At 70.6% G+C, this 12,672-nt stretch carries 11 protein-coding genes; 9 read left to right on the forward strand and 2 right to left on the reverse strand.

Going from position 1 to position 12,672, the window contains the following annotated elements; translation table 11 throughout:
* Positions 1-159 precede the first annotated feature (159 nt).
* From LDO27_RS07335 to LDO27_RS07355, 5 genes are all read left to right on the forward strand, one after another.
* Positions 160-525, forward strand: a complete 366-nt coding sequence (locus LDO27_RS07335; protein WP_224040669.1) for a DUF2946 family protein — start codon at positions 160-162, stop codon at positions 523-525.
* Between the two features lie 154 nt (positions 526-679).
* Entirely contained in the window at positions 680-2,803 is a 2,124-nt protein-coding gene (locus LDO27_RS07340) for a TonB-dependent receptor (protein WP_224040670.1), read from the forward strand.
* A gap of 10 nt (positions 2,804-2,813) precedes the next feature.
* Positions 2,814-3,539 (forward strand): ABC transporter ATP-binding protein, encoded by a 726-nt coding sequence (locus LDO27_RS07345; RefSeq protein WP_224040671.1) that lies wholly within the window; start codon positions 2,814-2,816, stop codon positions 3,537-3,539.
* Positions 3,536-4,954 (forward strand): DUF3526 domain-containing protein, encoded by a 1,419-nt coding sequence (locus tag LDO27_RS07350; RefSeq protein WP_224040673.1) that lies wholly within the window; start codon positions 3,536-3,538, stop codon positions 4,952-4,954. The genes LDO27_RS07345 and LDO27_RS07350 overlap by 4 nt, the downstream gene beginning before the upstream one ends.
* Positions 4,951-6,351 (forward strand): DUF3526 domain-containing protein, encoded by a 1,401-nt coding sequence (locus LDO27_RS07355; RefSeq protein WP_224040674.1) that lies wholly within the window; start codon positions 4,951-4,953, stop codon positions 6,349-6,351. The genes LDO27_RS07350 and LDO27_RS07355 overlap by 4 nt, the downstream gene beginning before the upstream one ends.
* A 119-nt stretch (positions 6,352-6,470) precedes the next feature.
* Here the strand turns inward: LDO27_RS07355 and LDO27_RS07360 are convergent, their stop codons facing one another.
* Positions 6,471-6,911 (reverse strand): HU family DNA-binding protein, encoded by a 441-nt coding sequence (locus tag LDO27_RS07360; protein WP_222208975.1) that lies wholly within the window; start codon positions 6,909-6,911, stop codon positions 6,471-6,473.
* A 248-nt stretch (positions 6,912-7,159) separates the two neighbouring features.
* On the reverse strand, positions 7,160-8,068 hold the full coding sequence (locus LDO27_RS07365) for a DMT family transporter (protein WP_224040676.1): 909 nt from the start codon (positions 8,066-8,068) through the stop codon (positions 7,160-7,162).
* Positions 8,069-8,377: 309 nt separating this feature from the next.
* Here LDO27_RS07365 and LDO27_RS07370 point away from each other — a divergent pair, with 309 nt between their 5' ends.
* The 4 genes from LDO27_RS07370 to LDO27_RS07385 all read left to right on the forward strand — a co-directional run bounded on the left by LDO27_RS07370 (position 8,378) and on the right by LDO27_RS07385 (position 12,534).
* Complete coding sequence (locus LDO27_RS07370) at positions 8,378-9,154, forward strand: GntR family transcriptional regulator (protein WP_224040679.1); 777 nt, start codon at positions 8,378-8,380, stop codon at positions 9,152-9,154.
* Between the two features lie 58 nt (positions 9,155-9,212).
* On the forward strand, positions 9,213-10,751 hold the full coding sequence (locus tag LDO27_RS07375) for an acetolactate synthase large subunit (protein WP_224040857.1): 1,539 nt from the start codon (positions 9,213-9,215) through the stop codon (positions 10,749-10,751).
* A 210-nt stretch (positions 10,752-10,961) separates the two neighbouring features.
* The gene (locus tag LDO27_RS07380) at positions 10,962-11,357 is read left to right on the forward strand and encodes a Zn-ribbon domain-containing OB-fold protein (RefSeq protein ID WP_222208969.1); all 396 of its coding nucleotides are present in this window, start codon (positions 10,962-10,964) and stop codon (positions 11,355-11,357) included.
* A 4-nt stretch (positions 11,358-11,361) separates the two neighbouring features.
* Positions 11,362-12,534 carry a thiolase gene (locus tag LDO27_RS07385; protein WP_222208966.1) on the forward strand — a complete coding sequence of 391 codons (1,173 nt, stop codon included), beginning with the start codon at positions 11,362-11,364 and terminating at the stop codon, positions 12,532-12,534.
* Positions 12,535-12,672: the final 138 nt, after the last annotated feature.

Consider the following 12,672-nt stretch of genomic DNA (forward strand, 5'->3'; position numbering starts at 1 on the left):
CGAGCGGGCGAGGGGCCGGGGGTGGGGTGACGGCCCGATCGGAGCGATGGGTCCTGAATGGCCCACACAATTCCCTTCCGTATTGCAATCGAGTTGCGTTAGTATTGTGCCGGACTCGGCCCATGGTGGGCCATTCCTCCGTCCCGCAAATCGCAACGCATGTCATTGGCCGCGAGCAAGGCTCGCCTCGTCTGGGTACTGCTGGTCCTCACGCTGCTGCAGGCGTGGGGATCGGTGCTGCACGTCCACGAGGGCGGCCCCGGCCCTGCGCCGCTGGCCGCGGTGGCGCAGGTGCCGGGCATCGAGGCCACCAGCGAGCCGGCGCCCGACGATCCCGGCGCCGACACCGAATGCCACTGCCTGTGGTGCGCGCCACGCCTGCATGCGCTGCTGGCCTTTGCGGTGCTGCTGGTGCTGCCGCTCGTCGCGCGCCAGTACCGCCATCCCTTCACCGAAGGCACGGGCTTTCACCCCAAGCCTCGCCCCCGCGGCGCCGTGCCGCCGCCGCGCGGCCCTCCCGCCTGATCGCGCCGTCGTGCGGCGCGCTTCGCGCCCCGCACTGCGTTCTCCCGTTCGCCGCAACACATTGACCGTCCGCGCCGCCGTCTGAGCGGTGGCGCGCGGCGCCTGCACGTTTTCGCCCGGCCGTCGCCCGACGCCGGGCCGCATCCATTCGCTTATGAAAGCCTCCCATGCCGTCGCGCGTCGCCGCACGCGCGCACTCGGTCTCGGCGCCTGCGCGCTGCTGGCCGCGCCTGTCGCCGCCCAAACCACCCCGGCCGACGCGGCTCCCACGCTGCAGGCGGTGACGGTCACCGCCGGTGCCGACCATGTCGATCTGCAAGGCCGGCGCAACGAGGTGACGGTGGACGGCACCGGCCTGCCGTCCGCGGTCACCGTCATCACGCCGCACGAACTGGGCACCCTCAATATCGGCCGGGATATCTCCAATATCTTCCGGCGCGTGCCCGGCGTCGTGGCCAACAACATCGACCAGGGCGACACCGGCAATGGTTTCCGCATGCGCGGCTTCGCCACGCAGGGCACGCACGGCGCGGACACCGCCGTCTATGTCGACGGCATGCCGCAGAACATGCCGTCCAGCCAGGCCGGCGCGGGGCACGGGCCCGCCTTCCTGGAATGGCTGACGCCTGACATGATCGGGCGCGTGGAGGTCATCAAGGGGCCCGTCTCGGCGCTGTTCGGCGACCAGAACCGCGCCGGCGCGGTGGACATCCGCACGGCCAATGGCGGGGACGTGCCGTCCAGCGTCGGCGTCGCGCTGGAGCGCTACGGCGGCAAGCGTACGTCTCTGGTGCTGTCCAACAGCTTCTCCCTGACGCCGGAGGCGCCGGCGATCCAGTCGCTGCTGATCGCCGATATCTACCGCACGCACAGCTACCGGCGCGATGGCCGCACCGACCGCGACAACGTCTTCTGGAAGCTGTCCACGCAGGTGGGCGATGGCGTCTACAGCGTGCGGGTCAATCACTACCGGTCCGACTCCGTGGCGGCGGGCTACCTGCTGCTGAGCGACCTGGAGTCCGGCAAGGTCAGCCCGCGCTCGACGCAGTATGGCCTGCCTGGCTTCGGCAGCGGCGAGCGCACCGCGCTCGTGTTTCACCGCGCGCCGGCGCAAGGCGAGGCGGGCTGGTACGCCAGCCTGTACGGCGAGACGTTCCGGCGCGAGCGCGGCATCGCCAACAGCAATGTGCAGCACACCGTGGGATCGGACGACCGCAACTACTACGGCGGCCGCTTTGCCCACAACACGGTGTTCGGCGATTCCGCCGCGCTGATGTTCGGCGCGGAAGTGCGCCGCGACCGGGGCGACGCGATGCGGCAGATCTGGCGCAACTACGTGCCCACCGGCAACTTCGTCAACAACCAGGGACTGGACCTGCTGACCTACGGCGTGTTCGCGCAGGCCCAGTACAAGCCCGTCGACAGCCTGAAGCTGCTGGGCGGCGTGCGCCGCGACTGGTTCGACTACGACATCGACAACCGCAAGCTGCCGGCGGCCAGCACCGATTACCACGCCGGGGTGACCACGCCCAAGGTGGGCGCGGTGTGGACGGTGATGCCGCGGCTGGACCTGTTCGCCAACGTGGCGCAAGGCTTCCGCTCGCCGGCGGCCGAGCAGATCAGCAGCAGCGGCGCGATCGGACCGCTGGGCGCGCCGGGCGGCATGGTCTACGGGGTGGCGCCGTCGAAGGTGAAGTCCTACGACGTGGGCTTCACCGCGACGCCGCTCGATGGCTGGTCGCTGTCGGGCGCCGCCTATCAGACCTACAACGAGGACGAGATCGTGGCGCAGCCGGACGGCTCCTTCAAGTCGGTGGGCGACACCACGCGCAAGGGCTACGAGATCGAGACGCGCTGGGATCCGGTGCGCGCGGTCTCGCTGTACGCCAGCTACGGCCGCATCATCGAGGCCCGCATCAACAACCCGCTGCCCAATACCGGCGCGCGGCTCTCGGTGCCGCGCCATCAGCTCAAGGCGGGTGTCGAATACCGGCGGCGGCTCGCGGACGCGCGGCTCACGCTGAACGCCGACGCCTACCTGACCGCCGGCAATCCGTACTACATGGGCACGCCGCAGACGCAGCTGCGCACCATGCCCACGTACACGCGCTACGACCTGAAGGCGACCATGGACTGGAAGCAGTACCAGCTGTCGCTGTTCGCGGTGTTCCAGCCGCGCGAGTTCGCCAGCGATATCGCCTACGGCTCGTCGGCGGGGCTGCTTGTTTCGCCGCAGCCGAAGATCCAGTTCGGTGTCGCCGGCCGCTACTTCTTCTGAGGCAAACACGATGGACGAGGTGCTTCGCATCGAGGCCCTGGTGGTGCTGCGCGACGGCCGCCGCACCATCGACGGCCTGAACCTGCGGGTGGGGCGCGGATGCGTCTACGCGCTGCTGGGCGGCAATGGCGCCGGCAAGACCACCACCATCGACGCGCTGCTGGGGTTTGTCCGGCCGCACGCCGGCACGGTGACGGTGGACGGCTGGGCGCCCGCGCTGCACGCGCGCGAGGCGCGACAGCGCCTGGCCTATCTGCCCGAGAACGTCGCGCTGTATCCGTACCTGAGCGGCGTGGAGAACCTGCGGTATTTCTGCGCCCTGGCCGGCATCCGGCTGGACCGGCGGCAGGCCCGCGCGCTGCTGGACGACGCCGGCCTGCAGGCCGACGCGCACGGCCGCCGCGTCCAGGCCTATTCCAAGGGCATGCGGCAGAAGGTGGGTCTCGCCATCGCGCATGCCAAGGGCGCCAGCGCGATGCTGCTGGACGAGCCCACCTCGGGGCTGGACCCGGCCGCCGCCAACGACTTCGCCCGCCGTGTGCGCGCCGCGGCCGACGGCGGCATGTCGGTGCTGATGGCGACCCACGATCTGTTCAATGCGCGGCAGGTCGCGGACCGCATCGGCATCCTGCGGCAGGGACGGCTGGTGGCCGAGTTCGATGCGCACAGCGTGGGGCACGACGAGCTGGAGCAGACCTATCTGCGCCATGCCCGCGCGGGGGAGGCGGCGCCATGATGGCCACCGTCATGCGCAACGAACTGCGCGCCATGGCAAGGGAAGGGCGCTTCGCGGTGCTGATGCTGTGCGTCGCCGCCTTGCTGGCCGCGGTGCTGGCCGCCGCGGTGCAGCGGCACGAGCAAGAGCGCCGCGAGCGCGAGGCGGTCGCCGCGGCCACGCACCAGCAGTGGGATGCCCAGGGCGACAAGCACCCGCATCGCGGCGCGCATTTCGGGCTGTACGCGTTTCGTCCGGACACCGTGCTGGCGACGCTGGAGCCGGGGCTGACGCCCTATCTGGGCCGCGCGCTATGGCTGGAGCCGCACCGGCGCAACATGGCGCGCTACCAGCCTGCGGCCGACGAACTGCCGTCGGCCCGGCTCGGCCGCTTCGACGCGTCGTTCGTGCTGACCGCGCTGCTGCCGCTGCTGATCGTCGCGTTGTGCTTCGACGGCATCAGCCGCGAGCGCGAAAGCGGCGCGCTGCGGATGTTGCATGGCATCGGCCTCGCCCCCGTGTCCTGGGCTGGCGGCAAGTTCGCCGCGCGCCTGCTCGTGTTCGGCCTGCTCGCCGCAACCCCGCTCGCCGCCGCGCTGCTCGCTCGCATCCGGGATCCGGGAGCGGATGCCGACGTGCTGTGGCGGGCCGCTCTGTCGGGCGCGGGCTACCTGGTCTACTACGCGGTCTTCGTCGCGCTGGCACTGGCCGTGTCGGCGCGCTGCCGGAGCAGCCGCGGCGCGCTGTACGTGCTGGTGGGCCTGTGGCTCGCGTTCGTGCTCGCCATGCCGCCGCTGGGGGCGGCCGTGGCGGATCGCCGCGTGCCGCTGCCCGACGCCGGCGCGTTCTGGGCCGGCATCCAGCACGACTACACCCACGGGCTGCCGGGCGACGGCAGCCTCGCCGAACGTGGCCGGCGGCTGGACGCCGAACTGCTGCGCACCCACGGCGTGGCGCGGGTGGAGGACCTGCCAGTGGGCGTGGCCGCGGTGCGGCGGCTTGCCCGCGATGCCTATGCCGACCGCGTCCACGCGCTGCATTTCGATGCCCTGTGGGAACGGTACGCGAGGCAGGAACAGATCATGCGGATGGCTTCCGCGTTGAGCCCCGCCATCGCCATGCGGGGACTGGCGATGAAGTTGGCGGGAACCGACCTGGCGCACCAGCGGCATTTCGAGGAGAGCGCCGAGCGCTACCGCCGCACGGTCAACACCGCGATCGACCAGTGGGACGCCACGCATACCAGGGGCCTGACGTCCTTCGACGACAGGTACGCCGGCGACGCGCTGTGGCGCTCCATCGCGCCGTTCTCGTATCGCGCGCCGGCGGTGGGCTTCGCGCTGCGCGCGGCCGCGCCGGAAATCGCGGTGCTGTGCGCATGGGCGGCGTTCGCCCTGTTGACGATGGCCGCGTCCGTGCGGCGCCTCGCGCCATGAGGGCGATCCTCGGCGCCGAATGGCGCAGGCTGATCGCGGAGCGCGCGAACCGCTGGGTGCTGGGGCTGCTGGCGGTGATGCTGTTCGCCAGCGCCCTGTGGTCCGGATACGAGGCGCGCGCCTGGCACCAGCGCGGCGCGCGCATGGAAGCCGCGTGGAGCGGGCGCATCGCTGCGGCGGCCGCGCGGGACATGGGGCAGCCCGGCAGCGCGCAGGCCGCCATGGCGGCGTTCCAGATTGCGCGCAACGATGCGCCGGTGGCGATGCTGGCGCCGCTCGGCGGACTGGCGCTGGGCAGCGGCGCGTTCGAGCTGCTCGCGCCCGGGGTGCGCGTCACGGTGGAGAGCCGGCACAGCGACGGACGCAAGGAGGAGCGCCTGTCCAATCCGCTGCTGCAGGGGTTTGGCGTGCCGGATTTCTCCATTACGGTGGCGCTGCTGGTGCCGCTGGCCCTCATCTGCCTGTGCGCCGGCATGATCCAGCATGGCAGGGAGCTGGGCGTATGGCGTGTGACCGTGGTCCAGTGCCCCACGCCGGGCAGGGTCTTCGCGACAGCGCTGGCGTTGCGCGCGCTGGCCGTGGCGAGCATCGCCACGCTCGCCTCCGCGCTCGCGTTCAGCCTCGATCCGGGGGCGACGGCGGTTGCGCTGGCGCTCTGGGCGCTTGGGTTGGCGGGCCTGATCGCGGCATGGACGGTGACGTGCGGGCTCGCCAGTCTGCTGCCGGTATCCTCGTCGTCGGCCGTGCTCGCCACGGTCGGGCTGTGGCTGCTGACCACCTTCGCCGCGCCGGTGGCGCTGGCATGGTGGGCCGACCGCGAGGCCCCCATGCCTTCGCGGCTGGCGGCGGTGGTGCAATTGCGCGGCGCGCAGCAGCGGGCCGAGGTGGAGATGGATCGCCTGCTCGCGCAGTGGTACGAGGCGCATCCCGCCGCGCGGCCCGCGGACCGCACCGCGCATACCTGGCCGGTGAGCTTCCTGCCGCGCTACCTTGCGCAGGAGGCGGAGGTGGGTCCGCTGATGCGCGGGTTCGATCGCACGCGCGCGCATCGCTACGCGCTGGTGGCGCCACTGGCGTGGGTCTCGCCGAGCCTGTCGATGACCATGCTGGCGGACGAACTGGCGGGCATCGACGCGCCGCGCTACGCCCGGCATATGGACGCGGTGGCCGACTACGAGGCCCAGTGGCGCGACTTCTTCCTGCCGCGCATCATGAGCTATCGCGGCCTGCGCGGCGACGAATGGCAGGGCCTGCCGCGCTTCCACGGCATGGCGGCGCCGGCGGACAACGTCCGCGAGATGAGCCGCCCATGGCGCCATGGCGCCTCGCTGCTGCTGTGGTCGGTGGCCTGCGCGGCGCTGCTGGTGGCGCTGCGCGGGCGCCTGCGCCGGGGATGACGCGGACCGCGCCGCACAGCGCAGGACTGCCCGCCAAAAGCAAAGCCCCCGCCAGAGGGCGGGGGCTTTGGATGCCGTGCGCCGGCAGGAACCGGCGCGCGGCGACGGCAACCGGCGTATTACAGCGCGGCGTCCTTCAGCTTCTTCAGCGCGCGGACCTTCACCTTGACGGAGGCCGGCTTGGCGGCGAACCACTGGTCCTGACCCGTGAACGGGTTCTTGCCAAAACGCTTCTTGGTGGCGGGCACCTGCACGGCCGTGACCTTCAGCAGGCCCGGGAACGTGAATTCGCCTGCGCCCTTCTTGTGGATCGCGCTGACGATGGTGTTTTCCAGATGGGCCAGCACGGTCTTGACCGTCTTGGCATCCAGTTCGGTCTGGGCGACCAGGTGGGCCAGCAGGCTCGACTTGTTGAACTTGTCCTTCAGCGGCTTTGCGACCGGAGCGGCCGGCGCTGCCTTCTTGGCGGCAGCCTTCACGGGCGTGGCAGCCTTCTTGGCGGGCGCCTTGGCGGCGGTCTTCGTTGCAGTCTTCGCAGTCGGTTTAGCTTTAGTGGCCATATCGGTGAGATGAGGTCAGTTCAGTATTTTGCGGATGATGCGGTTGTTGGCGCCGTGCCTTGGCGTGTAGCCCCGGCGGCGCGCGCTCAGGATAGCAAAATGCATCGCTCGCGCCTATTTTCAAGGGGTTTTTGGCCATCTTTCGCTGCCAACGACGCCAATGTGTCGCAGGAATGCAGCATTCCGGCGCGGTTCCGGCCTTGCCGGGGCCTTCGGCGCGGGCCTAGGGGCGGACTTCGGCGCGGACTTCAGCGCCGCTGCGCGATCCAGATGCCGACCAAAATCGCGGCCAGCCCGACCCCGTGATACCAGTGCGGAAGTTCGCCGAGCAGCAGCGTGGAGAGCATCGCCGCGAATGCCGGAGTGAGCGTGACGAAGAACACCGGCAGCTGCGCCCCCGCGCTCGCGATGGCGCGGTCCCAGGCGAAATACGCCAGCAGCGACGGCACCGTGGCCACATACATCAGGATGCCCAGGGTCTTCCAGCCCCAGGCGATCTGCTCGCCCGCGACGCCCAGTTCCCAGCTCACGAACGGAATGCTGACCACCACGCCGGCCACGATCTGCGCGTAGAGGAACACCGTCAGCGGCAGCGTCGGCCGGTTCTTGCGCAGCATCCACGTGTAGCCGCTCCAGGCCACCGTGGCCGCGAGCATATAGAGGTCGCCCGGCACGAAGTCCAGTTGCGCCAGCCGCGCCAGTTCGCCGCGCACCAGCACGAAAGACACCCCGACCAGGCACAGCAGCGCGCCCGCGACATGGTGGCGCCTGACCGGCTCGCGGAAGAAGGTCACGCCGACCAGCAGCAGGAACAGCGGCATGGACGCGCCGATCAGCGTGACGTTGATCGGCGTGGAGCTGGTCAGCGCCAGGTACTGGAGCGCGTTATAGCTCGCGATGGACAGCATGCCCAGCACGGTGATCAGCACGGCGTGCCGGCGCAGCGCGGCGCGATGTTCGCGCACGCCGCGCCAGGCGAACGGCGTCAGCAGCACGGCGGCGATCAACCAGCGCAGGAAGTTCAGCGTGATCGGCGGCACGGCGCCGGCGGCGATATGGCCGACGATCGCATTGCCGGCCCAGCTCAGCGGGGGGAAGGTCAGCAGCAACAGCGTCTGCCAGCCTGGCATGCGGCTGGCAACGGGAGAGGAGGGCATCAGGAGTTGGCGTTGTCGTTATGTTTGCAGGCGATTATGCAACGAAGGTCCCTTCCCGGCCGGCGCGGCCTTGCTGCGGGCGCGGGCATTGCGGGAGGGGGGCCTGCCGGCGGGTCCGACATGCAGCATGTGTTTGGCGCTGCCTTCCTGCGTCACCACATCGAACAGTGGCGACGGGCGATATGTCCCGGCCGGCTGTTTTCGCAGAAAGAGAAATCCCGTCCTTACGGAGGTTTACCCGAGTAGTCTACCCACCTATACCTTATTAAAGTGGCTCACTTCGCCGCGCCCCGCCGCGCGGGTTGCGCCATGACCGTCCACAGTCCTTCCCCCGATCTCCTCACCCGCAGCCGCGAGCCGGTGTATCTGCAGCTCGCGACCATCTTCCGCCGCCGCATCGAAAGCGGGGAATGGCGGCAGGGCGAGCGCATTCCGTCGCTGGACGCGCTGTGCCGCCGCTTCGGCGTGGCCCGCATGACGATGCACAACGCGCTGTCGGTGCTCGACGGCGAGGGCCTGGTGGAGCGCTCCCGCGGCCGCGGCACCTTCGTGAAGGCAGCCTGCCGCGCGCGGCGGCCGCTGACCCTGCCGGTGACATGGGGCCAGGCGGTGGCGGTGGGCGAGCAGCTGGGGACCGAGGCGCTGCTGGAGTCGACCGGCAGCGTGCGGCTGCCCGACGAGCTGGGCATGCCCTGCGATGCGGCCCGTGCCGATGCCTACCATTTCCTGCGGCGCCTGCACCGCGTCGAGCAACGCCCGTTTGCCATCGGCGAGGTCTATGTCGAAGCGCAGGTGTTCGCGCGCGAGCCCGAGGCCTTTCGCCACGGCGCGTCTGTGCCCGTGCTGGACCGCTTTCCGGACATGCGCGTGTCCGCGGCGCGCCAGCGCCTGTCGATCGTCGCCGCCGGCGCGGAATCGGCGGCGGCGCTTGCCCTGCCGGTGGGCGCGCCGGTGGCCGAGCTGCGCCGCTATGCCTGCGCGGACGGCGTGATCGTGTACTACGCCCGCATCGAATTTCCCACCGAATACGTCTGCCTGGATTTCGACCTGCTCGATCCGGGCGCCCAGGCCGGCCCGGCCTCCTGAATTTCACGCACCACCACACTGCCCAAGGAACCCGACGATGATGGAACCCACCGATTCGATGAATGGCGCCGAAAGCCTGGTCAAGACGCTGCTGGCTTGCGGCGTCGACACGTGCTTCGCCAATCCCGGCACCAGCGAGATGCACTTCGTGGCCGCGCTGGACCGCATCCCCGGCATGCGCTGCGTGCTGGGACTGTTCGAAGGGGTGGTGACCGGCGCGGCCGACGGCTACGCGCGCATGGCCGACAAGCCGGCGGCCACGCTGTTGCATTGCGGCCCGGGGCTGGCCAATGGCCTGGCCAACCTGCACAACGCCAAGCGCGCGCAGACGCCGGTGGTCAACATCATCGGCGATCAGGCCACCTATCACCGCCCGCTCGATGCGCCGTTGACCGCCGACACCGAAGGCTGGGCCCGTCCCGTCTCCGTGTGGACGCGTACCGCCACCAGCGCCGCCTCGGTGGGCGCCGACGCCGCGGTGGCGGTGCAGGCGTCGATGGCCGCGCCCGGCGGCGTGGCCAGCCTGATCCTGCCATCCGATGTGTGCTGGGATGCCGGCGGCCAGGTCGCCGCGCCGCTGGCGCCGCTGCCGGTGCCCAAGGTCGCGCCCGATGCGATCGCGCAGGCCGCGCGCGTGCTGCGCTCGGGCCAGCCCACGCTGATCGTGCTCGCCGGCAGCGCGCTGCGGGAAGCCGCGCTGGGCGATGCCCACCGCATCGCCGCCGCGACCGACGCGCGCCTGATCACGCCCATGTCCAATGCGCGCGTCTCGCGCGGGCGGGGGCGCTTCGCGGTGGAGCGCGTGCCGTACTCGGGCGATGCGGCGCGCGCCAAGCTGGCCGGCATCCGCAACGTGATCCTGGTCGGCGCGCCGCCCCCCGTGACGTTCTTCGCCTATCCGGGCAAGTCGGCGCGCCCCTACCCCGAGGACGCCGCCGTCCATGTACTGGCCCGCCCCGAGGAAGACCTGGGCGACGCGCTGGCCCGGCTCGCCGAGGCGCTGAACGCGCCGCGCGTGGACCTGCCCGCCTCCGCCGGCCCGGTCGAAGCCGCCAAGGGTGCGATCACCTCCGAGGCCGTGGCGCGGACGCTGTCGGCGCTGCTGCCCGAACAGGCCATCGTGGTCGAGGAAAGCGTCAGCTTCGGCCGCGCCTTCTATCCCGGCACCGTGCACGCGGCGCCGCACGACTGGCTGCAGCTGACCGGCGGCGCCATCGGCGAGGGCCTGCCGCTGGCGACCGGAGCCGCCGTGGCGTGTCCGGACCGGCGCGTGGTGGCGCTGCAGGCCGACGGCTCCGGCATGTACACGCTGCAGTCGCTGTGGACCATGGCGCGCGAACAGCTGGACGTCACCGTGGTGGTGCTGGCCAACCGCAAGTACGCCATCCTGCTGGGCGAACTGGCGGGCGTGGGCGCCAACCCCGGCAAGACGGCGCTGGACATGCTCGATATCGGCAACCCCGACCTGGACTGGGTGAAGCTGGCCAACGGCATGGGCGTCGAAGGCTCGCGCGCGCACGACATGGAAAGCTTCGCCGACCAGTTCCGCGCGGCCAACCAGCGCAAGGGTCCGTTCCTGATCGAGCTGGTGATCTGAACGCGGTTCGGCGATTCGGCGATTCGGCGCCCAGCCGGCGCCGGTTTTTCGCCCGGCGTTTTCCGCGGGCGGAATCCTGACTTCGGCAGAGCCGAATTGCTGCACCGCGCCGATTGCGGCAAGCTGATTGCCGAGCCCCACCATGACGCCGCCGCGCGCGGTGCAAGGATGCGCGGCATCCCGATACCGAAGTCCACGGAGGAGACATCCATGCCTGAACAAGACACGGCCCGCGACACGGCCGGTCCGGACAAGGTCTACGCGAGCCAGCTCGCGTCCGGCCAGTTCCGCATCCAGCATTGCGACGACTGCGGCCGCCATGTGTTCTATCCGCGCAATATCTGCCCGCACTGCGGCGGCGATGCGCTGACATGGACCGATCCGAAGGGCACCGGCACCGTCTATTCGACCAGCGTCGTGCGCCGCAAGGCGGAGGCGGGCGGCGACTACAACGTCGCGCTGATCGACCTGGACGAAGGCGTGCGCATGATGAGCCGGGTCGAGGGTCTGGCCCCCACGGCGGTGCGCATCGGCATGCGGGTCAAGGCCCGCGTGGCGCGCGATGGCGACACCGCGCTGGTCGTGTTCGACGCGGCGGAGGGCTGAAGCCATGAGCACCTCTTCCCTGCGCGGCGGCGTCGCCATCGTCGGAGTCGGCCAGGCCGGCCTTGGCGAGGCCCACGGCAAGACCGAAATGGAAATCCTCGTGGAAGCGGCCAAGGCCGCGGTGAAGGACGCCGGCATGTCGATGCGCGAGATCGACGGCATCGCCACCGCCAGCGTCGGCGCCACCATGTGGGTGATGCCGGTGGCCGAGTACCTGGGTATCCAGCCCAAGTTCGTCGACAGCACCATGATCGGCGGCTCCAGCTTCGTCGCGCACATGCTGCCCGCGATGATGGCGCTGGAGGCGGGCGTGTGCGACGCGGTGCTGGTCTGCTACGGCAGCAACCAGCGCACCTCCACCGTGGGGCGCGCCGGCATTGCCAAGGTGCGCAGCGTGCTGGACCCGCAGCCCTACGAGAATCCCTACAGCCCGCTGCAGCCCATTACCTCGTATGCGCTGGCCGCGGCGCGCCATATGCACCAGTACGGCACCACGCGCGAGCATCTGGCCGAGGTCGCCGTGGCCGCACGCAAGTGGGCGCAGTTGAATCCGGAAGCGATGATGCGCGATCCGCTCAGCATCGAGGACGTGCTGGGCGCGCGCATGGTCTCCGATCCGCTGTCGGTGCGCGACTGCTGCCTCGTGACCGACGGCGCCGGCGCCTATGTGATGGTGCGCGCGGACCGGGCCAGGACGCTGGCCAAGCCGCCGGTCTATGTGCTCGGCAACGCCACCGCGACTTGGCACCGGCAGATCTCCAGCATGCCCGACCTCACGGTCAGCGCGGCCAGGGAATCCGGCGAGCGCGCCTTCGCCATGGCCGGGGTCAAGCCAGCCGACGTCGACGTGCTGGAGCTGTACGACGCCTTCACGATCAACACGCTGCTGTTCCTCGAAGACCTGGGCTTCTGCGCCAAGGGCGAGGGCGGGCCGTTCGTCAGCGGCGGGGCGATCGCGCCCGGCGGCCGCCTGCCGGTCAACACCAACGGCGGCGGGCTGTCCTGCGTGCATCCGGGCATGTACGGCATGTTCATCACCATCGAGGCCGTGCGCCAGCTGCGCGGCGAATGCGGCGAGCGGCAGGTGAAGAACGCCGAGATCGCGCTCGTCCACGGCAATGGCGGCACGCTGTCGAGCCAGTCGACGGCGATCCTGGGCACGGCCGCCACGGTCTAGCGCCGGCGCCGCCATCGTTTTGCCCCGAGGGCGCCCGCATGCGGGCGCCCTTTCTCATATGGGCCCCCGTCCCGGGAGCGTGCGGGCGACCGGTGATGTTGCAATGCATGCACAGTCCGTCAAGCGCCTGGCCGGAAT

This window comes from Cupriavidus respiraculi (assembly GCF_914271545.1).
GTDB classification, from domain to species: Bacteria; Pseudomonadota; Gammaproteobacteria; order Burkholderiales; family Burkholderiaceae; genus Cupriavidus; species Cupriavidus respiraculi.